Source organism: Candidatus Nitrosopumilus sp. SW (assembly GCF_006740685.1).
Taxonomy (GTDB): domain Archaea; phylum Thermoproteota; class Nitrososphaeria; order Nitrososphaerales; family Nitrosopumilaceae; genus Nitrosopumilus.
On the sequence record NZ_CP035425.1, the window covers coordinates 1,092,005 to 1,117,232 of the forward strand.

Sequence of the window (25,228 nt, forward strand, 5' to 3'; positions counted from 1 at the left end):
AAAATGGACCCAAAAATTACAGAGAAAGCTTGGAATCCTGAATTAGAAGCACAAGTTCTAAAGAAATGGCAAGAGTCAGACCTTTACAAATTCACTCCAACTGATGATAATTACACCATAGATACGCCTCCACCATATCCTTCAGGCAGGCCTTGGCACATTGGAGCAGCAGCTCATTACTCCCAGATAGACATGATTGCAAGAACTGCGCGCATGAATGGCAAAAACGTCTACTTTCCAATTGGAATTGACAGAAATGGTTTGCCTGTAGAATTCTACACTGAGAAAAAACACAACATCAGAATGAGAGAGACAGAACGTGGAGAATTTTTGAATTTGTGTAGAGAAGCACTAGATGACTTGGAAGAAGAGATGGTGTTGATTATGACAAATCTCGGTCTAAGTGGAGACTTGAAGAACCATTACAGAACTGATTCAGAAGAATATCGTGCATTAACACAATCTACATTTATCACTTTATGGAAGGAAGGAAAAATAGTTCTAGCTACAAGACCTAACAACTATGATTGGGTTTCAGGAACTACAATTGCTGATGCAGAAATTGCATATCAGGACTTGCAGACAAAACTAGTCCACATGAAATTCAAGATTAAAGATACAGATAAGGAAATTATCATTGCAAGTACAAGACCAGAATTATTATGTGCATGTCGTACCATTATTGTAAATCCTGAAGATGAAAGATATGCCTCATTTGTTGGAAGTAAGGTGATAGTTCCAATTACTGGAGCAGAAGTTGAAATTAAAACTCATCATTCAGCTCAACAAGACTTTGGTTCAGGAGCTGTAATGGTTTGTAGTTACGGTGATCAAAACGACGTTGCATTGTTTAGAGAAATGGAGCTTGAAGAAATTGTTGCAATAGGTTTGGATGGAAGGATGACAGAAGCTGCAGGAGCATATGCAGGACTAAAACCAAAACAAGCTAGAGAAAAAATTATTGAAGATTTGGAAGCTAAAGGATTTGTAGAGAAAATTGAAGAGATTAATCACAGAACTCCAATTTCAGAAAGAAGTAAGATTCCAATTGAGATTATTCCGATGGAGGAGTACTATCTCAAACAGAAGGATTCTGTTGAAAAAATGAGAAAATTAGGCTCAGAAATCACGTTTTACCCCTCTATGCACAAGCAAATTTTGATGAATTGGCTTGATTCCATATCTATTGACTGGCCAATTTCAAGAAGAAGATACTATGGAACAGAGATTCCTATTTGGTATTGTTCTAGTTGCAATGAACCACATGTTCCAGAACCAGGAAAATACTATCAACCATGGAAAGAAAAATGTCCAATTGAAAAATGTGCAAAGTGTGGAAATGGTGAATTTACTGGAGAAGATAGAACATTTGATACATGGATGGATAGTAGTGTTTCACCATTGTTTGTTACAAAGTATAACAAGGATTCAGAATTCTTTGAAAAAACTTATCCAACATCACTTAGGCCTCAAGCAAAAGATATCGTAAGGACATGGTTGTATTACACACTTTTACGATGTGACATGTTAACTGGCAAAAAACCATGGACTGAAGCTTGGATTATGGGATATGGTCTTGATGAGAATGGAATGAAGATGAGTAAAAGTAAGGGAAATGCAATTGATCCACTTCCAGTAATTGAGAAATTTGGAGCTGACACATTCCGATTTTGGAGTGCAAGTGAGATTAATCATGGTTATGACTTTAGATGTAATGAACAAAAGATAGAGTCAACCAAGAAATTTTTGAGCAAGCTATGGAATGTTTCAAGATTCTTGTCTAGCTTCCCGATAGTCAAAGAAGCAAAACCTACAACAGTTGACAAATGGATTTTATCTGAACTAAATAATTTAGTTAAAGATTGCAAGAAAGGATATGACCAATACAATTTCTTTGTTCCAGCAATTGCAATTAGAGAATTTACTTGGAATCTATTTGCTGCTCATTACATTGAAATGGTCAAAAAACGAGCCTACGGAGAAGGATTTTCTGAAGAAGAAAGAGATGCTGCAATCTACACTCTACACAAAGTATTATCTACAGTTCTAAAATTATTAGCGCCAATTACACCATTTATCACAGAGCATCTATGGCAGACACTATACTCTGATACCAGTATTCACACAGAAAGACAAGCAGAATCTGAAGAGACTGAAGATTATTCTAAAATCACTGAAGAAGTTGTACAGTTTAATTCCAAAGTATGGAATGAGAAAAAGGCAAAGGAATTATCATTAAAGGATTCTATTGCAATAGAAATTCCTGAAAGTCTATCAGAATTTAAGAAAGATTTACAGTCAATGCATAATCTTGAATGAGTCCTAGATTCATGTTATGATAGAATGGGAACCGTGGTAGAGTGGATGCTACTACTAGTACTAGAATGAGTACGGTGATGAAATTATAGATAGAAGAATTTGCTGTTAATTGTAAAACAAAATAGAATCATCTAGTATCTGTTTTACCTTTTTGATTTTCATCAGGAGTAACTGGCTTACGTGGAGCTTCAATAATTGTATCTTTTTGAAGTCTAAATATTGTACCCTTAGGAAAAATAAGAAAACCTTCTTTAGATTTTTTAAATTTTTTTACAGAAACAATGACATGTGTTTTTTGTGGTAATCTTATTTTTGTTCCCGGTTTAATTTTATAATTTATTTTAATTATTGGAGTAAGAGTCTTAACTTGAATTTGTTTCGGAATAGGAAATGTTTTTGGAATAATTATCTTACCTTCATCAGTCATCATTATTTTTATAAAAATGGGAGAAATAGTTTTGAATTTTATTCCTTTAACAAGTTTAATTTTATTTGTCAAACTCTTACACCTTTTACAAATTCTGCATAGTATTTCAAACGAAATTCTTGGATATACGTATAATCTTCTTTGAATTCTCTGTATTCTGGGTTGTCAAGAAGTTTCTGTAATTCATTAAAACTAAAACGAAAATACAGTGCAATTTTAGGCTCAATAATTCCATTTAATGCAAGGTATGCTATTTTTTCATGTATATTTCCATAATTTTCTAGAAATGCTTTTTCATTGATTGTTTTTCTGCTTCTTTCAATAATCACAATTTCCTTTTCTAATTCATTTAATAATTCTAAATGCTGTTTCTTTGATTGTCTTTTATTAGATAATGCACTAACAATAAGACCTCCCCCTGCAGCTCCTGCACTTATTGCAGAAATTATTCCAGCAATTACTATATCATCAACCAATCTACTAATGTATTGTCGTATGCCTTTATGAGTTTGTATATTAAAAATTAATTTTTGAGAATAAAGTATGAATTTATTTAGATCTAATCTGTTTGATGATCATTGTTTTTTAAAGGAAAAGCTTTTGAAGAAATTAAAAAACCCATGCTAGTAGTTTTCCTAGTGATAGGCGGATTGATGATCGCAACTCCATGGATAATTCCTTATGATACTACAGCCATATCATTTGTAAATTCTGCATTATTTGCCATATTGTTAACATCTTCATCGTGGTTTATTGCTAAAGGAATTGCAGGAAAAAATTCTGAAGAAAATAAAGAAATCAAAGGAAAATTGGATTTAGTACTAAGTAAATTAGAATCAGAAAAACCTGAAGTTGTTGATGTTCAACTCCCAAAAACTGGCACATCTGATATACCAAATATTATGAAAGAATGGGAAATTGTAATTAAAACTCAAATGCATTTTAATGATTTATTGATAAAAGTCAGAACTGCAACTCTTTCTGTAGTTCTTGCAATTTTTGGTGCAGCAGGGTATTCTTTAGCTTCAAATGAAATTAATCCTCTAAAAATTGAGGCAATAGGTTGGACTTTCCATCCGTCTATATTGATAATTTGTTCAGGAATTATTATCCTACTGACAATGTTCCGGATTGATTATGGATATTATTTCCAAATGCTAAAAGGAGCTGTATCCAAAGGTTATGAATTTGATGATGAATTTGAAAAATTAGAAAAAGAATTTGGAAGAAAATATTTTGGAATGTCAAGAATGATAAGTAAAGCAATTGGTAAACCTGAGAAATCAAGAAATTTTGTTAAAGGATTTTACATTATTCCAATTATATCTGGTATTGTATTCTTACTTGCAGTTCTTATAGGATATCAACCACCGAGTGTATAACATGAGAATAGGAATAGACATTGATGGAGTAATATCAGATTTTGTTACATCTTTCAGAAAATTAGTAAAAGAAGAATATGGAGTTGATTTTGGATATGAGGATATCCAGCAACATGACCTATGGAAAGTTTTAGGACTTCCAAAGGATGAAACATTACAACTAGTCATTAAAACATTTGAGTATGACTTGGGTGTTCAACCCGGTGCAATTGAAGGATTAAAGGCATTGGCTAAAAAACATGAAATAATATTAGTTACTGCACGCCCTGTTCAAGCAAAACAGAAAACTCTTGAATGGTTAGAAAAGAATGATGTTTCATACCAAAAAATCATCTTTACTAATGAAGGGAATAAACACTGTGTAGAAGAAGAAAATCTTGAAGTAATTATTGATGATCACCTTGAAGAAATTTCTAATTGGATTGGAAAAACACAAAAAATTCTAGTGTTTAATCATCCTTGGAATAAATCATTAAACATCAAAAATCATTTCAGGCGAGTTTATTCTTGGGAAAATATTCTTGAAGAATTAAATTAATTCATATCTTAGGTGATCTTTTTTATAACTTTTGTCAGTTTTTATGCGCGAAGGGGGCATTCTATTTTTGTTGATAATCAATAATCTCATTTGTATTTGTGATTTTCTCTCTCACACGTCTTTGAATTTTGGTTCAAAACTCTAAACTCCAATTTTCTTTCTATCTTCTTTAATAATTTTAGAAATTCTTTGATGAGCTTTTTCAGATAAAGATATGGTGTCCAATAAAGCCATATATCTTTCATTTTTTTTGTTCTTTTTTAGCCAATTATTTAGATATTCAATTCCAAATTTTTGAATTCGTATAACTGAATTTTCCATTTTTAATCGTGTATTGAGAATTTTAGAATCAATATCAAAAATCATTCTTTCAATTGCATGTTTCTGTTGAAAATTTTCAGCCTTGTCTAAACTTTCACGTAGTCTTGAACGCTGAACATTAAATCGTTGGATAATCACAAGAATGGAGTTTTCAATATCTAGAACTTCATCATTATGTGAGATTTTGTTATACCAGAAAATAATGTCGTCATTAATTGTATTTCTATTAACCTTCATTAATTCTGCAATCTTTCTAGCTGAATATCCGTACTCAAAATGTAATCTATGAACTTCGTTTTGTCGCTTTATCTTTTCATCTTTAGAATATGGACCACTTCTTTTACTGGAAGTGTTTTTCAATGATTTTCCAGACTCGATAAAATCTGAACTTACATCAAGCGGATCTTTTGATACTTGTGCCATGGTTCTATTACGTGCCTATTTCTCTTCAATTGGATCCTGAGCCAAATGTTGACCCCAAGTCAACACCAAATCAATACTGTCAGATCAAAAAAATGGCATAGTTTGGCATAGTTATGCCCTAGTCTCTAGAAATATTTGAAATAATGTGAGAGCCTTTGTTATACCCTTCATAGATGTAAACACCAACTGCTTCAACATTTGATGGCATTTTAGGTGCTAGTAATTTGATTAGTTCACTTGAAAGATTCTCTACAGTAGCTTCGCCTTCTAAAAGATAAGTTGTATTTTTTGGAACTTGCAACTCAAATCTTCCTTTAGGACCCTCAAATGATATGACATAGTGAGAGTCATCTTCAGTTTTTAGATATTTTCTGTTAATGAAAAACTTGTGATCAAATGCAGTTAATACTTCTTTAACGATTTTTTTTGCTTCTCCAAAATCTACCAGTAAATTGTTTTTCATCTGTCCAACCAACTCTACCATTACAGATGATGTGTGTCCGTGTAAAATGGAGCATTTCTCAACTAGTGGCAAGATATGTGCATAGTCAAATGCAAATGATGCATCATCTAAAAAGATAGAACCAGTTTGTGGTGTTTTATCATAAAATACAATATCTTGCAATTCCTTTAGTTGTGCAGCATACTTTCCGTGTCCAATTGCCATAATTTTTTGGTCTGGAAAGTCTTCTTTGATTTGTTTGTATTTTGCAATGTCATCTTCATTATCAATAACTTCGATTAGTCCCTTGTCAGTTTTAAAATCAACCATTACTTCAGTTCCATTTTTCAATGTGACTTTGTGATTGTATTGATATTCATCTTCCAAAAAGTCTAGCATCTGTGCCACTGTAAGCTCTGTTCGAGTTCTCATCAAATTTCCTTTCTTGTCAATATACTTGAAATCTGAATCCAATACTGCGGGACTTGTTGCCATGTGAACTCATCTGCCCCAGAGTCATTATATAAATTCTGAAAATTTTTGTGCCTAAAACAGGAATTTTAAGCACAAAATCCATTCTAATTTTTGATTTTATCATATATCCTAATATTCTAAAATATTCTGATATCTTGTATTGGTTAGTCAGGGAATTCTAATAGGAATTGCAGTTGGAGTATTTTTTGCAGGTATAGGAATAGGATATGCTGCTTTACAACCAACAACAACACCAATGATGAATTCTCAACAAATGATGAATGATCCTCAACAAATGAACCAGTGGATGACTACAATGATGAATGATCCACAAGCAATGCAACAAATGCATGACATGATGATGTCTGATCCTCAACACATGAACCAGATGATGGGTCCAATGATGACTACAATGATGAATGATCCAGAATTGCAGCAACAAATGATGAATCACATGATGAATAATCAGGCAATGATGGACTATATGATGACTAATCAAGACATGATGAACATGATGATGGGAAGTAACATGATGATGGGAGGTCACATGATGGGTTCTGGAATGATGAGCCAAGGAATGATGAGTTCTCAATCTTTGCAAACAATTCCTACAGATGCAGAACCTCAAACTAGAACATTTCAAATCAGTATGGAAGAAGTAGAGTTTTACGCTGAAGTTGAAAATGAACAAGGAGAAGAAGAGATTGCATTTGTTGAATTACATGTATGGGAACCAAACATCATAATTGTTAATCAAGGCGATACTGTAGTTCTTGAAATTACTAATCCAAGAAAACATGCACACACATTGTCAGTTCCTGCATTTAATGTAAATTCAGACATGCTTGAACCCAGAGTCGGAGCAGATACTGTAACCTTTGTTGCAGATACTCCAGGAGTTTTCACATTCTATTGTGGACTGCCTTACAATCCCGACAAACTGTACTGTGATCCTGATCATAATATGATGACAGGCACTTTGATTGTGTTAGAATAGTCTCAATTTTAGCCATAATTCGTACTTTCAAACTATTATTTTGTGATTGAATATCATTTTTAGAAAATCATATTCATTTTACGGTAACTGAAGCATTTGCCCATGGATGAATCATGCAGAAATAATCATACTCTCCAGACTCTACAAATTTGTATGAAAAAGTTTCACCAGACATTATTAGCGCACTATCAAACTTTCCATCAGGACCTTCAATGATATTTCCACTAGTTACAGTATGTGCTGAAGAATCATCATTTCTCCAAATAATTTCTGCGCCTTTGAAAATTATCAATGATGAAGGCTCGTAACATTTGTCAGCCTCTTCACATCCTGGAACAGATGTTCCTGCTGGAATGCTTACCAATCTTGAAGGTAGTTTTGAAGTAGTAAACTCTTTGGCTGTTTCACTTAGATCTTTTGTTTCTTTTATGACATCCTTTGCTTTTTCAGTTACATCTTCAACAGCTTTAGAACCTGATTCAGATAGTTCTTTGATTTTTTCAACTGCGGGCTCTATGTCTTTTTTTAGTTCTTTTGCTTGTTCTATGGCAGGAGTAACTGCTGTGGGTATGTCTGAAGGTGAGCCTGTCCCGCCAGTCATTGTAAACCCTACTGCAGCAGCAACAATTGCCACTGCAACTACCATACCCATTTTATCCATAGAACTCATGAGCTAAAAACCTACCCTCACGCTAATAAAGAGAAATTACAATTTTCATTAATGGTTATCACATCACTAAATTTTGAATTCTTTTAGTCATAATTCATACAAACTCATAGTCTAATGTCTTAGTAGAGAGTTTAGGATTCGGGCCAGATTGATATCATTTCTTGTGATGCCGCCTGCATCATGGGTTGTCAGTTCTATTACGAGTTTGTTGTATACGTTAAACCACTCTGGATGATGATTCATCTTTTCAATCTCCATTGCTGCCATAGTCATAAACCCAAATGCTTGGTTAAAGCTATCAAACTGGATTTCTCTATGCAGTTTGTCATTAACAACACTCCATCCTGGCAAATTTTTCAGCTCTTCGGCAATCTCTTCTTGTGATAGTCTCATCATTTTTCAGTATTATTCCATTCAATTAATAGTTAAAGAGTTTGATTCATTACCCTTTGTAGAATTCAGTGATATACATGGATGCAAAGTATCAAGAGTTATTTGAAAAAATCAAAACTGCAATAACTCAAACCGTTCCAGATAAAAAAATTGGAATTGCATATTCAGGTGGAGTTGACAGTACGCTAGTATCAAAAATCTGCAAAGACATGAACTATGACATTACGTTACTTACAATTGGATTCTCTGAATCTCATGATATTTTGTTTGCAAAGGAAGTCAATGAACAACTAGACTATACTCACCATGTACTGGAAATTGATCCTAAAGACTTTCCATCAATACCATCTAGTATTCATGAGAAAATCAAGACTGACAATCTCTCATGGAATGAAAACTGTATTGCGTTTTACTATGTATCAAAACTTGCAAAGAGTTTGGGAATTGATACAGTAATCACTGCAAACGGAATTGACGAGTTGTTTTGTGGGTACAATGCCTATAGAGAAGCATATTCTGGCGGTGAATCCAAGATCAACGAAGTGATGGATTCAAAATTAGACAATGAATTGAAAATGATGAAGGCAGTCAACATGATTGCATCTGAATTTGGAGTAAAAATCCTGCAACCATTACTATCATCAGATTTCATTGAATATGCAAAGACTGTTCCAATCTCAGAAAAAATTACAGATTCTGAAGATTTGTACAGAAAACATATCATACGAAATCTAGCAAAACAAGTCGGTGTCCCTGAGGTTTCTTGTAACAAAAGAAAAAAAGCACTACAGTATGGCTCTAAAATTCACAAAACTCTGCTAAAGACTAGATAAACTAAATCATTTTACAAAAATGGTTCAACTCAAATCCCTCTGAACTACCATTACTGCCTATAAGATATTGTAATATGCTGCTTGTCTTAATCATTTGATCTTATTTTCAAAAATTCAACTTATCGTATAACTTCACAATTCCCATCTTTTTTCTTCCAGCTTTTTCCTCCTAATAATTTGCATTTTGTTTTTGTAACGTTTTTTGATATTACTTGCCTGCAACCTTTTTGCAGATAACACGTTCCAAGTTGAGTTTTTGTAGTTCTCTTTGTATTGTGTTTCTTTGTTGTTTTTCTGGTTTTTTTGATAGTTGTTGGTATCACTTTTTTCTTTAGAGTTTTTCTTTTACGTACTAGAGGTTTTTTTAATTTTGGAATTTTGGGTTTTCTTATACGGGGTTTTCTTAATGACATCGTTTCTCAAAAGCTATTCAAAAATAAAAAATTGTTGGAAGCCTACTCTACAGTAATGATGCCTTGCATCCATGGGTGTACAATACAAAAGTAGTCGTATTCAAATGCAAGATCTAACTTGATTGAATAGGTCTCATTTGGCATCATTAATCCACTATCAAACAACCCATCAGGACCATCATGTGGATTACCTGAAGTAATTGTATGTGCTACGGTATCGTGGTTTGTCCAGATTATCTCTGTACCTTCAGCTGTTGTTATGTCAGCTGGAATAAAACAAGTGTTGGATTCTTCACAACCTGGTACTCCTGTATCTGAAGGTATGCTGACTAGTTCAAGCAGTTTTCCATCAGTTTGTTTGACAACTGGTGGAACATCCGGAATTATGTCTTCTACTACATCTGCAGTATTTTCAACTAATTCATCAACAGTGTCTGCTTCGACTACTGCCTCCCCTAATTCTGAGGTAATAATCGATGCTTTGTCAACTACATTTGATGCTCTTTCTTCAGTAATCTCTGGAATATTTTGTAGCTCGTTTGTTGTACGTTCAATGATGGCTTGCCCTTGTGGTTGAATTGAACCCTCTTGTGACATGCCAAGAGATCCTGCAAATGCTATTGCAATTGCAGTGATTGCTACAGACAATGCGATTCCAAATTTGTCGTTTGAATCTTTCATATTTTTTCTATGTCAAAATACTATATCATATCGTCTAAACAATGATTATGAAATTAAGCTGGATTTTTGATGGTATTATCGTGTTGGATGTGTTCTACTAATCTTATGTCCTTTCTTCCAGTTGTGCTCAAAATAGTCCACACACCAATCTTGGAATAATACTGTCTTCCCATAAAACATGTGTCTCAGATCTGGTTCTCCATCTGAAGTTGGAAATATTATGCCTGCCTCTTTCTCATTTAGAATCAAAATTATTCCTATTGATTTGATTTCCTTGCGTTCAATCATTTTTTTCTTTATTAATTCATAGTATCCTATTTTCTCAAGTTTTGATGTTCTTCCTTCATGCTCATCTAGGTCTTCACTCAAAATGTGTCTATATTTTACACCTTCTTTGATTCTTTTTACTAAAACTTCTTCCATTCCTACTGGTGCTTCATTGATAATGTCACAAACATACTCTTTTGAGTTTTTGTAAATTTTCTTCCATGTGTCAAGTACGTTTGTAACTCCTTTGATGTGCTCACAATTCTCAAGTACTCCTAATCTTCTGCTAAACTTGATAGGTAAAACACTTACATCATGAGACGAAAAATATTTCTGATTTTTTGTAATGAAAAACATCAAAGGCATCTGGCTTAACATTAATTTTCCAATAGTTGTTATTCTAAAATGCTCATCTGATCCTTTTTTTACAAATCCTGTATTTGATAATCTTTCTAGATTTCGGTGTATTTCTTGTGATGTGACTCCAATTTTTTTTGCAAGCTCTGAAACACGAAATGGCTTATTATTGAGATTTGATAAAATCTTTAAACGTTGTTCACTAGCTAATTCCAAAAAATTTGAAGCAACTACCTCGTATTTGTCCTGTGTCATATTTTTTCATTTTTTTTACAAGTTAAATTCTTTTCAAATTATCTCTCTGTTTGTAAGATATGTGATATAATCTAAGCTTGAAAATCAAAATTTCCCTTTTTTTGAAAGTTATTTTACAATTAATACTGAACAAGGAGGATTTTTCATGAGATTTTCAACAGTGCTGTTGTAATATTTTTTCTCATACATTGTTGAGAGTTTGCTTTTAGAAATAACAATGAGATCTATGCTATTTGATTTTGCATATTTCGTGATGGCTTCAGATGGTAAATCACTTTTAATTATATTTGATTTGATACTGATATTGTTCTTTTTTGCATCTTTTGTTAGTTGTTCTATATGTGACATTATCTCTTTTTTTACTCTCTCAAATTTTTTCTTGTCTGATGTTGACTGGAAAAAACCCAATGTAGATTTTTTTTCTACACAAGTAATGACTGATATTGTTGATTTGTTATCTTTTGCAATCTTTAATCCTGTCTTGAACCCCTTCTTACTACTTGCTGTTCCGTCATATGGAATGAGTATTTTTGAAAACATCAGTGTATTTTACCAAAATACTGTTTAAAAATAATGCGTACTAGTAAAATCATGGAAAACTTAGCCTCATTTTTATGATATTTCGTTTTAACATATTTTTGAGCTATGTATATTTAGAAATCTATCTCAATACTACTGAATTATTTTGGCTGAAGAATTTGTTTTCAATGTCCTTATACTGCTAGTTTCTGCAGTAATTTTAGGAGAGGTTTTCAAGAGATTAAAACTTCCTGCAATGGTTGGTCATTTACTTGCAGGAGTTATTGTTGGACCAACTTTACTAAACCTTGTTCATACTGATGAATCGTTTTTGGTGTTCATCGATCTAGCTGTTTTCTTTTTGATGTTCTTGGCAGGACTAGAATTACATCCTGAAGAGATTAAAAAAGCCGGAAAAAAGGCTATGATTCTATCACTACTTGCATTCTCTATTCCATTTCTTGGCACGTTTGGAATCATGCATGTGCTTGATCAACCACTTGTTACGTCGTTATTTGTGTCGCTGACATTAGCAATTACTGCAGTTCCCGTTAGTGCAGTAGTGTTAATGGAATTTGGATTGCTAAAAAGCAAGCTTGGAACCACTGTAATGACTGCAGGTATTATCAATGATATTTTGTCTTTGGTGATTCTGGCAATTATCCTCCAAATGTCAGTTGAACCTACTACCTCTGATGTTGATGTGATGGAAGTTCTAATATCTACTGGAAAGATCGTTGCTTTTATTGGTGGAATTTTCCTTGTTGACTTTTTACTAAGCAAATTCAGCCGTCATATTCCAACTACGTTTATTCCAATTTTTTCTAAACTAAAAACTCGAGAATCTGGATTTGCAATTTTGTTAATTGTAACATTTACAATTTCAGTTATAGCAGAATTATCTGGACTACATTTCATCATTGGAACTTTCTTTGCAGGCCTGATTATCTATAGAAAACTGATTGGAAAAGAACACTTTGAAACAATTAACGATGTTTATGGGAAAATCACATTTGGATTCTTCTCGCCAGTATTCTTTGCTTTTATAGGTGCTGAACTTCACGCCCAATCCCTATCTGATGTCTTGCCTCTATTTCTGCTACTATTGGGAATTGCTATTGCTGGAAAAATTGGTGGTGGATTCTTGGGCGCAAAACTTGCAGGATTCTCCACATCCAAGAGTAAGACAATAGGGTATTTGATGAATAGCAGAGGTATGGTTGAGCTTGTAATTGCTGTAATAGGATTAGAAGCAGGAATTATTGATCATACATTATTCTCCGTTATCGTTGCAATTGGTTTTATTACTACTGTGTTAGCTCCTATCATGTCTAGATTCTCTTTAAAACATTCAAAGGAAGCAACCATATGACACAAAAACAATTCAAAGATTATAAGCAATTATGTCTCACAATATTGTGAGTAGATTGAAAAATAAAATTCCTGCAAAAACATCTAATTCAAAAAAGGATATCACTAAAAAAATTAAAAATTTAAAAGAAAAATATCGAAAACAACTTCAAATTGTTAAAGATGAAATCAAAAAAGCTGAACAACAAAGAATATCTTTTGAAGGATTGGATACAATTTCTCCATCTTCAATAACATCTATTCAGATGCGTAGAGAACGTTCGATATTAAAAGCAAAACAAGCAATTACCATTAGTTTGAATCTTCAAAAAGAAATCAAAAAACTTGAGTTGCAATATTCAAAAACTATACAATAAAAAATTATTTTGTTTAATTAATTTTTTTAAATCAAAATTAAAAAATACTCTAATTCAAAAATTCTGATATGGATCTTAAATCCCAAATAAAACACGCTAAAAGGGCAATTCATAATGCACAAGAAGTTAGAACTGCTTCTGAGAAACTGTTGGCAAAAAAATCAAAAAACCCAATACAACACTCTCAACTCAAAGAATTAACTAAGATTATGCATGACATTGAACTTGCAACTGAAAAAACCATGAAAGGTGCAAAACTTGCTGAATCTCGTGCTCAATCTAGACTTTTGGCAGTAAAAAAAGCAACATCAAAAGCTGTTTCGTACACTAAAAAAGCAAAATATGCTGCACTTGCTTCAAAAAAAGCAGCAAATTCTGCTTTGATAACCTCTAGAAAGATGAAAACATCACAATTAACAAAAAAATATCAAAAAACTTATCGTATTCAAATCAATGCATCTATTCGTGCTGCTAAAACTGCAAAAGATGCTATGGAAAAAGCAGTAAAATCTTCAGAAATTGCCAGGATTGCAGCACGTATGCCTCTTGAGGAACTTCGTATTTAGATCATCATTACTTTGATTTATTTTCAAGTGATTCTACATATGGTTGATAATCATCATCTAATAGAATTGGATTACGTGAATAGTCTACGCTAACGCCTATAATTGTTGGAATGCTTTTTTCTTTTTTTGCTGCTTTAACATATTTTTGAAATTCTTTTACTGTTTTTGCATAGAACCCTTTAGCTCCAAAACTTTCTGCAAGCTTTACAATATCTGGATTCCCAAACTCTGTTGCCACACTTTGACCAAACTCATGATTTTGTTTTAGTTTAATCAAATTTAATCCGTCATCTATCCATACTATTACTATTATTGGAATCTTTAGTCTTACTGCAGTTTCTATTTCTTGAACATTCATTAGAAAACCCCCATCTCCAGACATTGCAACAATTGTTTTTTCTGGAAATGCTAATTTTGCACCTATTGCACCAGGTAATGCAAATCCCATAGATGCAAATCCATTAGGTATGATACATGTATTTGGCTCGTATGTATTGTATACTTTTGCTATCCATAATTTGTGTGTCCCCACATCTGAAATTACAATATCTGAACGTTCTAACTCTTTTCTTACATCCAAGATGATTTTTTCTGGTTTCATTGGATATGCTGAATCATTTTCAAACGTATTGATTCTTTCAGTAACTTCATTTCGAATTTTTTGAAACTCTTCTGGCATTTTCTTTCTAGGGTATGAAACTAGTTCCTTGTTAACACCGCATTGTTGATTCATTTCCTCTAAAATCTGATCAACTGCATACTGTACATCTGAAACAATTTCTACATCTGGTCTATAGTATGTATACACCTCTGCAGGCGTAAAATCGATATGAACTATTTTTTTGTCTAGTTTTTCATTCCACATTTTTGGACTATATTCAACAAGATCATATCCCACTGAAATCACAACGTCTGCGTCAAGTACTGCTTGTAATGCATGGTCTGCATCTTTTATCCCTAATGTGTGCAGATGAGTATTCCAATCATCTGGAATTACTCCCTTTCCCATGAATGTGTTAATTGAACAGATTTTGGTTTTTTCAGCAAATTTTCTAACATGACTGCTTGCTTTTTCTCTAATACATCCATTTCCAACTATCATTATGGGTTTTTTTGCATCAAGGATGATCTTCGCAGCTTTTTTTATGAGAGTTTCATTGGCTTTTGGCCTGTATAGTTTTTTGTAGCCAATTGGAGGAATGTCTGATTCCTGCTTTGCTACATCTTGTGGCAATTCAATATGTGTTGCACCAGGTTTTTCTGTTAGAGCAATTTTAAATGCTCTTCTAACAATTTCTGGAATATTTTGTGCGTTTCTAATTGACCAACTCCATTTTGTTATTGGTTCGAACATACTTACAACATTCAAATTTTGGTGGGATTCTTTGTGTAAGAGATATGAATCCGTTTGACCTGTAATTGCTAGTACTCTGGATCTATCCATATTTGCATTGGCTACTCCTGTTGCAAGATTAGTTGCACCTGGACCCAAAGTTGCAAGACATACTCCAACTTTCCCTGACAATCTTCCATACACGTCTGCCATAAATGCGGCTCCTTGTTCATGTCTTGTAAGAATAAACTTAATTTTTGAATTATCAATAGACATCATAATATCTGAATTCTCTTCACCTGGAATTCCAAAAATATATTCTACATTCTCTTTCTCTAAACATTTAACAAAAAGATCAGAAGCTTTCATAAGATTAGTTTACAATATTAACATAAAAGTAATTTGTAAATTTATTTTCTTATTGGTTAAAATTTAGAATGGAACATAATTCAATATACTATGTTGATTTTAAACAACTTTTTTTAAACCAACATAGATTCCAAGTATTAGTACTCCTATAGCTCCTCCTAGAAAACCGATACCTATAATCCAGTTCTCTCCAAATGGTTTTGAAAATGTCAAAATTAACACTGCAATTAAAAACAACACTCCAATTACTATGTACAAAATAGATTTTGACGTTAGAACTGACATCATAATTGTGTGTCAAATTAAAGTATAATATGTTGTTGTGATCCAATATGGCGTGATATTTTTTACATATCTTTAGCTTATTTTCCTACTCTTAGCTTAAGAAAATCTAAGTATGTTTATGACTAAAATAATTCATGGAACAAAAATCTACGTGGTCTGATTTGAAAAGTGAATACTACCACAATTTAAGAATGCTTGATGCATCTATACAGGCAGCAAATAACGCAACACTTGAAATGAATCGAATTTACTTGGATGTAATCAAAAAATCCCGAAATTCCACGCCTGAAATAATGAAAAAGTTTTCAGATACTTGGATTGATTCCATCCCGAAAACCAGTCTTGAAAACATGCCATCCTTGAAGAATAATTATGAAAAAATTAAATCAAATCCTACCCTTGAAAATTTTGAAACCTTTGGAGCAGAACTTCAGAAAAATATTAAACAAAAATCTATTTCTGAAATGGCATCCTATTGTCAAATAATGACGTCATTTTATGATTCCTGGAAAGATATGTGGCCAAACTGACAAAAATATTGGTGTGTGCTAATGGGTATGGAAAGTTGTAGAAATGACATCACAGTTAATCATTTAGCCGTATTGTGATGTAGAAATTAATTATGATGTACTGTTCTAACATTGTTTCTTGAAAATATTATTTCAAGCTTAAATTATTCATAGAGTTTCAAAAATAATTTTAAATTATAGTTGATCTGATCGTAACTTTTCTAACTAAAAAAAATTAACAAAAGCTCAGTTTGAATATTTACTTGGGATTTAAACAGTAATAATTCTTAATTTTTTTATGGCAAAAGCAAAAAGCAGAGTCAAAAAAGTTGCTAAAAAAGCTAAACGCACTGTAAAACGTACAGCAAGAAAAGCAGCAAAGACTACAAGACGAAAGGCCAAGAAGACTGCAACTAAAGCTAAACGTACTGCTAAACGTACTGCAAAAAAAGCAGTAAGTAAAGCAAAACGTAGAGCACAACAAGTTGCAAACAGAAGAAAGAAAGATCTTCAAAAAGCCGAAAACAAAGTCAAAAGTATGAAAAAGGCTTTACGAACTGCAGAAAAATCTGCAAGAAAAAGAAAGTCTGATTATACAAAGGCACTCAAAAAAGCAACCCAAACAAAGTAGACTCAAAACTACTCTTTTTCTTTATTTTATATCGAACTTAACTTCATGATTGTTTTTTATTCTGAATTTTCGAGGTTTTGGGATAAATTTGAATCATCTCTTCACTAAATTTATGGTTTGGAATAATTACTCGTACCCCCTCTTCAGTAACTGCCGTAGTTTTAGTTAGATGTAATCCTGTGATTTTGCATCTAACATAATCAAACTCTATTGTATCGCCCACGTTGATTTGAGGATTCAAAAATATGCTTATTCCTGCAATCGCATTTTTTAGTTGATTTTGTAGGGCAATTCCGATTACCACTGCAGCAGCACCGATAGAAGTAATCATCTCTAAGGCAATATCAAACAACCCAAAAAATGTGCCTAGATAGAATAATTCTCCAAAAGTGATGAAGAGAAGAATCATGCCTAATAGTTTATCAGAACCTTGCAGATCTTGCAGTTTTTTATTGATTATTTGTCGTGTAACAAGATACAAAATTGCAGTTATTGCTAAAGACAATACTGCAAAAAACAGTTCAGTCAAAATCTATTGAAGAATATCCTTTTCATAAAATTCTGCAATACTGTCCTTGACTATAATTTTTGAATTTTTTTTAAACTCAAATGATTCAGAAAAATTTGCCTTAATTATATTCAAATCAACTGATGCGCCATCTTCAAGTGCAACATAATTGCGTGGTATAGAATTATCTGCTCTTTTCCACTTTCCATGTAACTTGCAAACATCAAAGAGTTTATGCAGTTTAGAATTGTCATGAATTTGATTATTTATCATTATGTAAACTCCTTTTCAATTCTTTTATGGATATGTTTGAAAATTTATGTGAGTATCTATCTATAATTTTTTTAACTACCAGTCCTTTCATGTTGGCAAAATGTTATCACACCACATGTTATAAAACCATCGATTAAAACTTGTGTAAATTATTAATGCAATAATTTTTAAATGAATTATGTAAGACTGATTATACGATTTTGGTGTAGAGAGTGATGATATTACCTACGACACACACACTCTTTACATCAAATCGAGTTTGTTTAAAAAATACAATGATTGTTGCATGAATGCAAGATTAAACGTAAAATTTTTTCAGCTCATCAATTGATTTTCAGCTCATCAATTGATTTTCAGCTAGTGATTTTATGAATAATTATATGATAACATTCAAAATTATCTATATGAATCAGATGTTAGAATATTGTTTTGAAAATAAACACACATCACCCATAACTGATGTTGTTACAGGCGAAATTTGTTGTAGTGATTGCGGTGCAGTGATTATAGAAAAAACAATTGATCGTTCAAATGGTTTGATGACTCCTACCAAGGAAGATTATATGAACAAAACACAAAACGGCCCTCCAACAAAAATATCAACTTCAAATATGTCTCAATCAACAACGATCTCAAGAAAAAATCATGATTCTACGGGAAATAGGCTACATAATGACACTAGGAGACATTTTTCAAGATTAAGAATATGGGATTCACGCAGCAAAATTGACAGAAATGAAAGGAATCTTGTAAAGGCATTCACAATTTTAGATGCATATGCTAGTCAGCTGGGTATTCCAGAAAATGCAAAAGAACATGCTGCATATATCTATAGAAAGGCAGTAGAAAATAACCTCATTATGGGAAGTTCGATTCCCTCAATGGTGGCAGGATCTGTTTATGTTGCCTGCAAGCAGCTTGGAATTCCAAGAAGTGCAGATGATACGACCAGAATTTGTAATATCAGTAAAAGAAAATTATCAAAAGCGTATAAACGTCTTGTAAAAAACCTAGAACTAAAAATTGATCCTTCAGAAACAGACTACATATCACAAGTTGCAAATTCATTATCAGTTAGTGAAAAAACAAAAAGACTTGCAATCAAAATAATTGATGATGTCAAAAAGGAAAAAGTTCATGTGGGAAAGAAACCGCTTGGAATTACTGCAGCCGCAGTATATCTTTCTGCAATTAATTATAGTGAACATGTATCAATGGCAAAAATTTCAAAGGTGACCAATATCAGTACAGTAACAATTAGAAAAATTACTAAACTGATAAAGCCGTTTGCTGCAAAATATATTGAGAGCATAGATGTAGGGGTGATGAAATAAACACATGTCACAAAAACAAAGCGAATTAACAAAAATAAAGGAGTATGAAATCTTGCAAGATGAATACAAACATCTGCTTTTAGAATATGAAAACATTAAAGCAGACAATCCTCACAGCCAACAACTAAAAAACAAAATCAAAGAATTAATTCAGAAACAAAAAGAGATTCAAAAAACACTGTTAGAATTAAAATAGATATAGTCTAAGAATTTATTGCATATTTTTTCTACCTATTTTCCATTTTGCTACTCTTTTTATTTCATAGTTTTCTAAATCTCTGATGATTCTACATGTTGAATGTTTGTTGTTCCTGCAGATGTGACATTGCATTCAATGACAGTGTCATTTTCATTAATACAATTTTTCAAATGGATTGGGATGTATTCTGAGTCTTTAGAGTCAGGATTTTTTATAATTGTCCATCCGTACATTGATTCTGACTTATTATACTCAGCATGTTTGATCCATGCACCAAACCTATCTTGTCTGAACACATTGGAATTTAAATTGGCATCTTTCCTTCCTTTTTCCCAAATTTTTTGGATTAGTTTTTTATCAAAATTCATATCGTCTTCTAACATGATTATAATTACAATAGGATATTGTAAAAAATTATCTAAGCTTTAAAGTCTAATTTAAGCTAATTTGCTTATGAGAATTAATTAGATTTCTCCTCAAATAATACCTATGCAGAAAAATAACAACACCACTGAAATTCATGAAAGCATTGCATACAAAATTTCTAGAAACATTAACTGTTCAACATTGAGGTTACAATGACTTGCTTTCTACCAGAATGTCATGTAGATGATCCTTGTAGGAATTGTAGAAAAATGTTTGGAAAACCTACAAAATACTATGATGACATGAACATTAATTCAAGAAAATCAAACTAAATTTTGAGTTGACTCTCTGAAAAAATAAATAAAAAGAACACAAATTACTATCATGTCAGTAATTCCTGAAGTAATTAATGAAAGAAAGTTGTGGGTAATTCTCTCTTCTAGGAAAACAACTGCTAAAGTAAATGAACTTGAAATTGTCAAACCTCTTGTAGAGAAATTAAATGAAGAGTGGTTTGAGAAAGGTGATTTTATCTGGGCTGGACGATTTGATGATGGCAAGACAAGCATGGCCATCTTTGATGCCACAGAAGAAAAGGCCAAGAATTATTTTGAGAATTACTCCAAAATTTGTGCAAATTCCTTAGATGTTAAGCTGTACAATTGGGATGCAATGCCTTTGTTTACTATTCTTGAAAGGATACAGGGAAAGATTTAGGAACAGTTTTTGTCATTTTTCTGCCCAAATGGGACTTGATCTAAATGAATTTCTTTACTGTCTTGTGAACTGACTTGTTGACATTGCTGATAATTGCAGGTGATGCACCAAGATGTTTTTCAGGTGAGAATATTGCATCAATCTCTTTTTCAGTTAACTTTGATGTGAATGCTTTATCATTTTTGATTGCATCTTTGTAGAACATTCCCTTGTCATTTGCCAAAAATGCAACTCGTTGCACGTCTCTGTATGCAACAAATCTAGGAACTCCTTTCTTGATTAGTGCCTCTAGCACAAATTCAGCAAAGATTTGTCCCTTTGTGATGTATAGATTATCAACAATTCTCTTTTCATTTACCAATAGATTTGAAACAATTCTAGTCATTGTCTCAAGCATCTCATCAACTAGAATGGATACTGTAGGAATTACAAATCTCTCATTAGCAGAGTTTGATAAATCACGCTCATGCCATAATGGGATGTTCTCAAATGATATTGCAACTTGACTTCGAACTAGTTTAGATAATGATGATACACGCTCACTCTTGATTGGGTTTCTCTTTACAGGAACTGCACTGCTTCCCATCTGTCCTTTCTTGAACTGCTCTGCAACCTCTCCAATTTCTGTTCTCTGCAGATTTCTAATCTCTATTGCAATCTTTTCCAATGTTGCACCAATCAAAGCTAATTCAAAGACGTATTCGGCATATCTTTCTCTTGGAACAACTTGTGTTGTAACTTCAGCTGGGTACAGTTTCAATCTCTTTGCAGCTCTTCTTTGAACTTCAAGTGACTTTGCACCCATCAGTGAACCTGTTCCAACAACACCTAATGTTTTACAAATCAAAATTCTCTTCTTAATCTCTTCAATTCTCTCAACATGCTTTGCCATCTCGGCTGCCCAATTTGCAAATTTTAATCCAAATGAAATGATGCTGGCATGTTGTCCGTGTGTTCTGCCTACTGCTGGAATCTTAGAATGCTTTAGAGCTTTTTTGGCCAAGATTGATGCCATCTTTGCAACCTTTGGTTCAATGATTTGCAATGCATCGCGCATCTGCATAGAGTTGCTTGTATCAACCAAATCATTGCTTGTCAATCCATAGTGAATCCATGGTCTTGCATTCTTGCTACATTTCTCACTAAGTGATTCAACTAGTGCTGCAGTGTCGTGATCACTTTTTGCCTCTAGCTGTTTGATTCTCTTTGCAGTAATTTTTCCAGAAGTTGCTGCTCTGTGAATTTCCTTACCAATACTTTTTGAAATCATTCCGATTTCACTTTGAGAAATTGCAGCTGCACCTTCAATCTCCAACTGATAGTTGATTTTTTTCTGCTCACTAAAAATTTCCATCATTTCTTTAGTGCCATAACGACCACTATCAATAGGTAGAATTGCCAATATCTCCACTGAGATTTATTGGAAAATAAATCTACTTATGTAAAATGTAGGCTGGGTTCATGAACTGAACCTTTGAGATTAAATTAAAACGGTTTTTGATAAAATCTAACGTCTAGTTTCCTTTTTTATAGCTGCAATCTTCTTTGAGGATCTTGCTTCTTTTGTTTTAGCAGTTGCCTTGCTGACTTTGCCTTCTTTTTTTATGCTCTTTCCACTTCTTCTTGCAGCCCTTGATACACTAGCTCTTAGTTTTTGTTCTTTTAGCTGTTTTTCTTTTTCTTCTTCAGAAAGTTTTCCTCTGACCATACTCTAGAAGTAATTCTATCCTAGATAAATTAGATCATCAATTTCATATTTGATTTTGTTTATTTTTTATCTATTTTTTCCAAAAGCGCCTTGGTGATCAGTTAAGCAACAAGCACATTGTTTTGTATAACATTCATCTACCTTTTCGTGACCGCATGAACCGCAATGGCAGAAAGGATCATTTCCCATAAGCAATCTTTGTTGTGATTGAACTTAAGACTATCCATGATTTCCAAAAATAAAATCACCCTCAATTCTTCTGATGATTTAAATTGGATTGGACGAGAACTTTACCGATACAATGTCTTCTATAACTCCAAGAAAAATTGTAGAGAATCAATACCAAATTGATGCAGATTCTAGTTTGGGAATGAGGGTTCCAGTCAAAATTTACGCCAATGAAGCATTACTGGAAAAAATGCTTACTGATAGGACTATCATGCAAGCAAGAAACGTCTCCTCTATTCCTGGAATTGTAGGACACAGTGTTGTTTTGCCTGACGGACATGAAGGATATGGTTTTCCTGTAGGTGGTGTTGCTGCCATGGATGCTGAAGAAGGAATGATCAGTCCAGGTGGTGTTGGTTATGACATTAATTGTGGAGTGAGACTGTTGCGCTCAAATCTAACTGAAGACTTGGTTCGCTCTAAGCTAAAAGATATTGTAACTGATCTTTTCAGTTCAATTCCTTCTGGTGTGGGCTCTAAGGGTGCAGTAAAACTAAGTCACTCTGAACTTGATGAAGTGTTAGTTAACGGAGTAAACTGGGCAATTGATCATGGATATGGTTCAACAAATGATTCAGATGTCTGTGAAGAAAACGGACAGATAAAAAATGCAGACCCTAACAAAGTTTCAGATAAAGCAAGAAAGAGAGGTGCACCTCAGCTTGGTAGTTTAGGTTCTGGAAATCATTTTCTTGAAATTCAAAAAGTTGCAGAGATTCATGATGAGCAAGCAGCTGAGAAGATGGGAATTAAAGAAGGAACAATTACTGTTTTAGTTCATTGTGGTTCAAGAGGATTTGGCCATCAAGTTTGTAGTGATTACTTGAGAGTTGCAGAACAAGCAATGAGCAAATACAACATTACATTACCTGATAGAGAACTTGCATGTGTTCCAAATACTTCTGAGGAAGGAGAGTCTTACAGAAAAGCAATGTTTGCAGCTCTTAACTTTGCTTGGAGTAACAGACAGATGATTACTCATTGGACTAGAAAATCTTTTGAACGCGTCTTTAATCAGTCAGAATCTGATCTTGATATGAAACTAGTTTATGATGTTGCACATAATATTGCCAAAGTAGAAAAACACAAAGTAAATGGCGAGGAGAGAAAACTTGTTGTTCACAGAAAAGGTGCAACTAGGGCATTTCCTGCAAACAGGGAAGAAATCCCTTCAAAGTATCGTCATCTAGGCCAACCTGTCTTGGTTCCTGGCTCTATGGGTACTGCAAGCTGGATTCTACTTGGACAGCCAAATTCTATGGATCTAAGCTTTGGTTCAACTGCCCATGGCGCAGGAAGAACAATGTCTCGCTCCAAGGCCAGAAAAAACTATACTGAAAATGATGTTAAAAAATCCCTAAATGACAAGGGAATTTTTATCAAAGCACTGACCAGAGATGGAGTTGTGGAGGAGACACCTCAGGCCTACAAAGACGTTGATTCTGTAGTTAATGTTTCTCATAATCTAGGAATTGCCACCAAAGTGGCAAAATTAGTGCCTATAGGTGTGATAAAGGGTTGAGCGAAGAAGATTCAGAACTAGAGAGACTAAAAGCAAAACGACTAGCAGAGATGCAAAAAAATCTTGTATCAAGACAAGATTCTACTCCAAAACAAACTGAACAAAAACCTCCTGAAAATCCAAGGGACATACTAGTCAAAGTTTTGGGATTTAGGGGACTAGAGGTTTTACAAAATGCAGAATCACAATTTCCAAACGAAACAAAAATCATTATAGAAAAGTTATCTGAATTGATAAAGTCCGGTGAGATTAACGAAACAATTGACGGCGGAAAATTACTGACACTGTTTAGATCAGTTGGACTAAACATCAGGATGGAGACAAAAATCAACATCGAACAAGACGGCAAGTTTGTTTCACTAACTGATAAACTCAGCAAGCAATCTTCAAAGGATGAAGAATCATGAGTATCACTTTAGAAATTTCTACAACAAATTATTCAGACGATTCGTTTAACATCAAAAGATCTTTGTCTCACATGGAATCACTTACTGGTGCATACAATGGATACATGTTCAGCGAACCAACAGAAAATTTTGGTTGGACTTTTTTTAAAATTGCATTCAAATCTGAACTACAACAAGGCATTGAAGAAAAGTTTGCTGATATGATATCAAAATACAGATCTAGTACTGCAGAAGAAAAGTTTGCTGACTTTATGCATGATTATTTTGCTTCTAAAAATTGTCAGGTAAAAATTAAAGTCGTTGGCTAGACTCTTCTTCCTCTCTTTCCACCCTTCTTTCTAGTGGTGTCATGAGGAATAGGTGTAACATCATCAATTCTTCCAATCTTAAATCCGCCTCTTGCTAGTGCTCTGATTGCAGCTTGTGCACCTGGACCTGGAACTCTAGAACCAACTCCTCCGACTGCACGAACTCTGATATGAAATCCTGTGAATCCTTTATTGTGTGCAGATTCTACTACTGCATTTGCAGCTTTCATTGCAGCAAATGGTGATGATTCGTATCTGTCTGCATTGACATGAATTCCACCAGAACTGATAGAAACAGTTTCAGCACCAGTTAGATCGGTCATGTGAATGATTGTGTTATTGTAACTACTGTAAATGTGAGCAATACCCCATTTTTCTGGGCCTTCCTCTTTCTTTGCCTGTGGTTGAGATTTTTGTTCTACTGCTTCGGATTCAACTTCCTCGACAGGTGCCTCAGTCTCTTCAACTGGTGCTTCTTCGACTACTTCCTCAACTTTGGCTTCAGTTTCTGACAATGACTACTCACA

The 25,228-nt window shown here is 33.4% G+C and carries 34 protein-coding genes; 16 read left to right on the plus strand and 18 right to left on the minus strand.

What is annotated here, in order from left to right; translation table 11 throughout:
* Positions 1-3 precede the first annotated feature (3 nt).
* On the plus strand, positions 4-2,319 hold the full coding sequence (locus Nisw_RS06575; RefSeq protein ID WP_141977567.1) for a valine--tRNA ligase: 2,316 nt from the start codon (positions 4-6) through the stop codon (positions 2,317-2,319).
* Positions 2,320-2,446: 127 nt separating this feature from the next.
* Here the strand turns inward: Nisw_RS06575 and Nisw_RS06580 are convergent, their stop codons facing one another.
* Together Nisw_RS06580 and Nisw_RS06585 are read right to left on the minus strand one after the other, a co-directional pair.
* Positions 2,447-2,818, minus strand: a complete 372-nt coding sequence (locus tag Nisw_RS06580; protein ID WP_141977569.1) for a hypothetical protein — start codon at positions 2,816-2,818, stop codon at positions 2,447-2,449.
* Positions 2,815-3,222: a hypothetical protein gene (locus Nisw_RS06585; RefSeq protein WP_141977571.1), complete on the minus strand. Its 408-nt coding sequence runs from the start codon at positions 3,220-3,222 to the stop codon at positions 2,815-2,817. Before Nisw_RS06585 ends, Nisw_RS06580 begins: the two co-directional genes overlap by 4 nt.
* A gap of 177 nt (positions 3,223-3,399) precedes the next feature.
* Between Nisw_RS06585 and Nisw_RS06590 the strand changes: the two genes are divergently transcribed.
* Together Nisw_RS06590 and Nisw_RS06595 are read left to right on the plus strand one after the other, a co-directional pair.
* Positions 3,400-4,128: a hypothetical protein gene (locus Nisw_RS06590; protein WP_141977573.1), complete on the plus strand. Its 729-nt coding sequence runs from the start codon at positions 3,400-3,402 to the stop codon at positions 4,126-4,128.
* 1 nt (position 4,129) lies between these two features.
* Positions 4,130-4,666 (plus strand): hypothetical protein, encoded by a 537-nt coding sequence (locus Nisw_RS06595; RefSeq protein WP_141977575.1) that lies wholly within the window; start codon positions 4,130-4,132, stop codon positions 4,664-4,666.
* Positions 4,667-4,807: 141 nt separating this feature from the next.
* On the opposite strand, the gene Nisw_RS06600 is transcribed toward Nisw_RS06595, so the two are convergent.
* Entirely contained in the window at positions 4,808-5,410 is a 603-nt protein-coding gene (locus tag Nisw_RS06600) for a hypothetical protein (RefSeq protein ID WP_141977577.1), read from the minus strand.
* 118 nt (positions 5,411-5,528) lie between these two features.
* Positions 5,529-6,347: a 6-carboxytetrahydropterin synthase gene (locus Nisw_RS06605; RefSeq protein WP_141977579.1), complete on the minus strand. Its 819-nt coding sequence runs from the start codon at positions 6,345-6,347 to the stop codon at positions 5,529-5,531.
* 139 nt (positions 6,348-6,486) lie between these two features.
* Between Nisw_RS06605 and Nisw_RS06610 the strand changes: the two genes are divergently transcribed.
* Positions 6,487-7,323, plus strand: coding sequence for a hypothetical protein (locus tag Nisw_RS06610; RefSeq protein WP_141977581.1), 837 nt, complete (start codon positions 6,487-6,489; stop codon positions 7,321-7,323).
* Between the two features lie 73 nt (positions 7,324-7,396).
* Here the strand turns inward: Nisw_RS06610 and Nisw_RS06615 are convergent, their stop codons facing one another.
* Together Nisw_RS06615 and Nisw_RS06620 are read right to left on the minus strand one after the other, a co-directional pair.
* Positions 7,397-7,993, minus strand: a complete 597-nt coding sequence (locus Nisw_RS06615) for a plastocyanin/azurin family copper-binding protein (protein WP_141977583.1) — start codon at positions 7,991-7,993, stop codon at positions 7,397-7,399.
* Between the two features lie 111 nt (positions 7,994-8,104).
* Positions 8,105-8,389: a 4a-hydroxytetrahydrobiopterin dehydratase gene (locus tag Nisw_RS06620; protein WP_141977585.1), complete on the minus strand. Its 285-nt coding sequence runs from the start codon at positions 8,387-8,389 to the stop codon at positions 8,105-8,107.
* Between the two features lie 74 nt (positions 8,390-8,463).
* On the opposite strand from Nisw_RS06620, the gene Nisw_RS06625 reads away from it, so the two are divergent.
* Positions 8,464-9,219: an asparagine synthase C-terminal domain-containing protein gene (locus Nisw_RS06625; protein ID WP_141977587.1), complete on the plus strand. Its 756-nt coding sequence runs from the start codon at positions 8,464-8,466 to the stop codon at positions 9,217-9,219.
* A 119-nt stretch (positions 9,220-9,338) separates the two neighbouring features.
* On the opposite strand, the gene Nisw_RS06630 is transcribed toward Nisw_RS06625, so the two are convergent.
* The 4 genes from Nisw_RS06630 to Nisw_RS06645 all read right to left on the minus strand — a co-directional run bounded on the left by Nisw_RS06630 (position 9,339) and on the right by Nisw_RS06645 (position 11,732).
* A complete protein-coding gene (locus Nisw_RS06630; protein ID WP_141977589.1) occupies positions 9,339-9,632 on the minus strand; it encodes a hypothetical protein in 294 nt (97 codons plus the stop codon).
* A 42-nt stretch (positions 9,633-9,674) separates the two neighbouring features.
* Positions 9,675-10,313: a plastocyanin/azurin family copper-binding protein gene (locus Nisw_RS06635; protein ID WP_141977591.1), complete on the minus strand. Its 639-nt coding sequence runs from the start codon at positions 10,311-10,313 to the stop codon at positions 9,675-9,677.
* Positions 10,314-10,388: 75 nt separating this feature from the next.
* Positions 10,389-11,192, minus strand: coding sequence for a winged helix-turn-helix domain-containing protein (locus Nisw_RS06640; protein WP_141977592.1), 804 nt, complete (start codon positions 11,190-11,192; stop codon positions 10,389-10,391).
* A gap of 108 nt (positions 11,193-11,300) precedes the next feature.
* Positions 11,301-11,732 (minus strand): universal stress protein, encoded by a 432-nt coding sequence (locus Nisw_RS06645; RefSeq protein ID WP_141977594.1) that lies wholly within the window; start codon positions 11,730-11,732, stop codon positions 11,301-11,303.
* Positions 11,733-11,877: 145 nt separating this feature from the next.
* On the opposite strand from Nisw_RS06645, the gene Nisw_RS06650 reads away from it, so the two are divergent.
* The 3 genes from Nisw_RS06650 to Nisw_RS06660 all read left to right on the plus strand — a co-directional run bounded on the left by Nisw_RS06650 (position 11,878) and on the right by Nisw_RS06660 (position 14,004).
* Positions 11,878-13,083, plus strand: coding sequence for a cation:proton antiporter (locus tag Nisw_RS06650; RefSeq protein WP_185736590.1), 1,206 nt, complete (start codon positions 11,878-11,880; stop codon positions 13,081-13,083).
* A 55-nt stretch (positions 13,084-13,138) separates the two neighbouring features.
* Positions 13,139-13,438, plus strand: a complete 300-nt coding sequence (locus tag Nisw_RS06655) for a hypothetical protein (RefSeq protein WP_141977598.1) — start codon at positions 13,139-13,141, stop codon at positions 13,436-13,438.
* Between the two features lie 68 nt (positions 13,439-13,506).
* On the plus strand, positions 13,507-14,004 hold the full coding sequence (locus Nisw_RS06660) for a hypothetical protein (protein ID WP_141977600.1): 498 nt from the start codon (positions 13,507-13,509) through the stop codon (positions 14,002-14,004).
* A gap of 7 nt (positions 14,005-14,011) precedes the next feature.
* Here the strand turns inward: Nisw_RS06660 and Nisw_RS06665 are convergent, their stop codons facing one another.
* Both Nisw_RS06665 and Nisw_RS06670 read right to left on the minus strand, forming a co-directional pair.
* Complete coding sequence (locus Nisw_RS06665) at positions 14,012-15,706, minus strand: acetolactate synthase large subunit (protein WP_141977601.1); 1,695 nt, start codon at positions 15,704-15,706, stop codon at positions 14,012-14,014.
* Between the two features lie 99 nt (positions 15,707-15,805).
* Positions 15,806-15,991, minus strand: a complete 186-nt coding sequence (locus Nisw_RS06670) for a hypothetical protein (protein WP_141977603.1) — start codon at positions 15,989-15,991, stop codon at positions 15,806-15,808.
* A gap of 134 nt (positions 15,992-16,125) precedes the next feature.
* Between Nisw_RS06670 and Nisw_RS06675 the strand changes: the two genes are divergently transcribed.
* Together Nisw_RS06675 and Nisw_RS06680 are read left to right on the plus strand one after the other, a co-directional pair.
* Positions 16,126-16,521, plus strand: a complete 396-nt coding sequence (locus Nisw_RS06675) for a hypothetical protein (protein WP_141977605.1) — start codon at positions 16,126-16,128, stop codon at positions 16,519-16,521.
* Positions 16,522-16,798: 277 nt separating this feature from the next.
* Complete coding sequence (locus Nisw_RS06680; RefSeq protein WP_141977607.1) at positions 16,799-17,131, plus strand: hypothetical protein; 333 nt, start codon at positions 16,799-16,801, stop codon at positions 17,129-17,131.
* 43 nt (positions 17,132-17,174) lie between these two features.
* Here Nisw_RS06680 and Nisw_RS06685 read toward each other — a convergent pair whose 3' ends face one another.
* On the minus strand, positions 17,175-17,660 hold the full coding sequence (locus Nisw_RS06685; RefSeq protein WP_141977609.1) for a mechanosensitive ion channel domain-containing protein: 486 nt from the start codon (positions 17,658-17,660) through the stop codon (positions 17,175-17,177).
* Between the two features lie 3 nt (positions 17,661-17,663).
* Entirely contained in the window at positions 17,664-17,912 is a 249-nt protein-coding gene (locus Nisw_RS06690; protein ID WP_141977610.1) for a hypothetical protein, read from the minus strand.
* Positions 17,913-18,316: 404 nt separating this feature from the next.
* Here Nisw_RS06690 and Nisw_RS06695 point away from each other — a divergent pair, with 404 nt between their 5' ends.
* Complete coding sequence (locus tag Nisw_RS06695; protein ID WP_141977612.1) at positions 18,317-19,246, plus strand: transcription initiation factor IIB family protein; 930 nt, start codon at positions 18,317-18,319, stop codon at positions 19,244-19,246.
* Positions 19,247-19,250: 4 nt separating this feature from the next.
* On the plus strand, positions 19,251-19,442 hold the full coding sequence (locus tag Nisw_RS06700) for a hypothetical protein (protein WP_141977614.1): 192 nt from the start codon (positions 19,251-19,253) through the stop codon (positions 19,440-19,442).
* A 74-nt stretch (positions 19,443-19,516) separates the two neighbouring features.
* On the opposite strand, the gene Nisw_RS06705 is transcribed toward Nisw_RS06700, so the two are convergent.
* Positions 19,517-19,828: a hypothetical protein gene (locus Nisw_RS06705; protein WP_141977616.1), complete on the minus strand. Its 312-nt coding sequence runs from the start codon at positions 19,826-19,828 to the stop codon at positions 19,517-19,519.
* 367 nt (positions 19,829-20,195) lie between these two features.
* Between Nisw_RS06705 and Nisw_RS06710 the strand changes: the two genes are divergently transcribed.
* Positions 20,196-20,528 carry a hypothetical protein gene (locus tag Nisw_RS06710; RefSeq protein ID WP_141977618.1) on the plus strand — a complete coding sequence of 111 codons (333 nt, stop codon included), beginning with the start codon at positions 20,196-20,198 and terminating at the stop codon, positions 20,526-20,528.
* A 40-nt stretch (positions 20,529-20,568) separates the two neighbouring features.
* Here the strand turns inward: Nisw_RS06710 and purB are convergent, their stop codons facing one another.
* Both purB and Nisw_RS06720 read right to left on the minus strand, forming a co-directional pair.
* Positions 20,569-21,930 carry an adenylosuccinate lyase gene (gene purB / locus Nisw_RS06715; RefSeq protein ID WP_141977620.1) on the minus strand — a complete coding sequence of 454 codons (1,362 nt, stop codon included), beginning with the start codon at positions 21,928-21,930 and terminating at the stop codon, positions 20,569-20,571.
* 105 nt (positions 21,931-22,035) lie between these two features.
* Complete coding sequence (locus Nisw_RS06720; RefSeq protein ID WP_141977622.1) at positions 22,036-22,236, minus strand: hypothetical protein; 201 nt, start codon at positions 22,234-22,236, stop codon at positions 22,036-22,038.
* Positions 22,237-22,537: 301 nt separating this feature from the next.
* On the opposite strand from Nisw_RS06720, the gene Nisw_RS06725 reads away from it, so the two are divergent.
* From Nisw_RS06725 to Nisw_RS06735, 3 genes are read left to right on the plus strand one after another with little or no spacing between them, the layout of a single operon-like run.
* Complete coding sequence (locus Nisw_RS06725) at positions 22,538-23,986, plus strand: RtcB family protein (RefSeq protein WP_141977624.1); 1,449 nt, start codon at positions 22,538-22,540, stop codon at positions 23,984-23,986.
* Positions 23,983-24,393: a DNA-binding protein gene (locus Nisw_RS06730; RefSeq protein WP_141977626.1), complete on the plus strand. Its 411-nt coding sequence runs from the start codon at positions 23,983-23,985 to the stop codon at positions 24,391-24,393. Before Nisw_RS06725 ends, Nisw_RS06730 begins: the two co-directional genes overlap by 4 nt.
* Positions 24,390-24,701 (plus strand): hypothetical protein, encoded by a 312-nt coding sequence (locus Nisw_RS06735; RefSeq protein ID WP_141977628.1) that lies wholly within the window; start codon positions 24,390-24,392, stop codon positions 24,699-24,701. The genes Nisw_RS06730 and Nisw_RS06735 overlap by 4 nt, the downstream gene beginning before the upstream one ends.
* Here the strand turns inward: Nisw_RS06735 and Nisw_RS06740 are convergent.
* Positions 24,698-25,216 carry a 30S ribosomal protein S11 gene (locus Nisw_RS06740; RefSeq protein WP_141977630.1) on the minus strand — a complete coding sequence of 173 codons (519 nt, stop codon included), beginning with the start codon at positions 25,214-25,216 and terminating at the stop codon, positions 24,698-24,700. The genes Nisw_RS06735 and Nisw_RS06740 overlap by 4 nt on opposite strands.
* Positions 25,217-25,228 lie beyond the last annotated feature (12 nt).

Bases quoted from the DNA above. Each gene is read 5' to 3' on its own strand.
- Nisw_RS06575 (WP_141977567.1), top strand. From the start codon at position 4: ATGGACCCAAAAATTACAGAGAAAGCTTGGAATCCTGAATTAGAAGCA.
- Nisw_RS06590 (WP_141977573.1), top strand. From the start codon at position 3,400: ATGATCGCAACTCCATGGATAATTCCTTATGATACTACAGCCATATCA.
- Nisw_RS06595 (WP_141977575.1), top strand. From the start codon at position 4,130: ATGAGAATAGGAATAGACATTGATGGAGTAATATCAGATTTTGTTACA.
- Nisw_RS06600 (WP_141977577.1), bottom strand. From the start codon at position 5,410: ATGGCACAAGTATCAAAAGATCCGCTTGATGTAAGTTCAGATTTTATC.
- Nisw_RS06605 (WP_141977579.1), bottom strand. From the start codon at position 6,347: ATGGCAACAAGTCCCGCAGTATTGGATTCAGATTTCAAGTATATTGAC.
- Nisw_RS06615 (WP_141977583.1), bottom strand. From the start codon at position 7,993: ATGAGTTCTATGGATAAAATGGGTATGGTAGTTGCAGTGGCAATTGTT.
- Nisw_RS06620 (WP_141977585.1), bottom strand. From the start codon at position 8,389: ATGATGAGACTATCACAAGAAGAGATTGCCGAAGAGCTGAAAAATTTG.
- Nisw_RS06625 (WP_141977587.1), top strand. From the start codon at position 8,464: ATGGATGCAAAGTATCAAGAGTTATTTGAAAAAATCAAAACTGCAATA.
- Nisw_RS06630 (WP_141977589.1), bottom strand. From the start codon at position 9,632: ATGTCATTAAGAAAACCCCGTATAAGAAAACCCAAAATTCCAAAATTA.
- Nisw_RS06635 (WP_141977591.1), bottom strand. From the start codon at position 10,313: ATGAAAGATTCAAACGACAAATTTGGAATCGCATTGTCTGTAGCAATC.
- Nisw_RS06640 (WP_141977592.1), bottom strand. From the start codon at position 11,192: ATGACACAGGACAAATACGAGGTAGTTGCTTCAAATTTTTTGGAATTA.
- Nisw_RS06645 (WP_141977594.1), bottom strand. From the start codon at position 11,732: ATGTTTTCAAAAATACTCATTCCATATGACGGAACAGCAAGTAGTAAG.
- Nisw_RS06660 (WP_141977600.1), top strand. From the start codon at position 13,507: ATGGATCTTAAATCCCAAATAAAACACGCTAAAAGGGCAATTCATAAT.
- Nisw_RS06665 (WP_141977601.1), bottom strand. From the start codon at position 15,706: ATGAAAGCTTCTGATCTTTTTGTTAAATGTTTAGAGAAAGAGAATGTA.
- Nisw_RS06670 (WP_141977603.1), bottom strand. From the start codon at position 15,991: ATGTCAGTTCTAACGTCAAAATCTATTTTGTACATAGTAATTGGAGTG.
- Nisw_RS06675 (WP_141977605.1), top strand. From the start codon at position 16,126: ATGGAACAAAAATCTACGTGGTCTGATTTGAAAAGTGAATACTACCAC.
- Nisw_RS06680 (WP_141977607.1), top strand. From the start codon at position 16,799: ATGGCAAAAGCAAAAAGCAGAGTCAAAAAAGTTGCTAAAAAAGCTAAA.
- Nisw_RS06690 (WP_141977610.1), bottom strand. From the start codon at position 17,912: ATGATAAATAATCAAATTCATGACAATTCTAAACTGCATAAACTCTTT.
- Nisw_RS06695 (WP_141977612.1), top strand. From the start codon at position 18,317: ATGAATCAGATGTTAGAATATTGTTTTGAAAATAAACACACATCACCC.
- Nisw_RS06700 (WP_141977614.1), top strand. From the start codon at position 19,251: ATGTCACAAAAACAAAGCGAATTAACAAAAATAAAGGAGTATGAAATC.
- Nisw_RS06705 (WP_141977616.1), bottom strand. From the start codon at position 19,828: ATGTTAGAAGACGATATGAATTTTGATAAAAAACTAATCCAAAAAATT.
- Nisw_RS06710 (WP_141977618.1), top strand. From the start codon at position 20,196: ATGTCAGTAATTCCTGAAGTAATTAATGAAAGAAAGTTGTGGGTAATT.
- Nisw_RS06720 (WP_141977622.1), bottom strand. From the start codon at position 22,236: ATGGTCAGAGGAAAACTTTCTGAAGAAGAAAAAGAAAAACAGCTAAAA.
- Nisw_RS06725 (WP_141977624.1), top strand. From the start codon at position 22,538: ATGTCTTCTATAACTCCAAGAAAAATTGTAGAGAATCAATACCAAATT.
- Nisw_RS06735 (WP_141977628.1), top strand. From the start codon at position 24,390: ATGAGTATCACTTTAGAAATTTCTACAACAAATTATTCAGACGATTCG.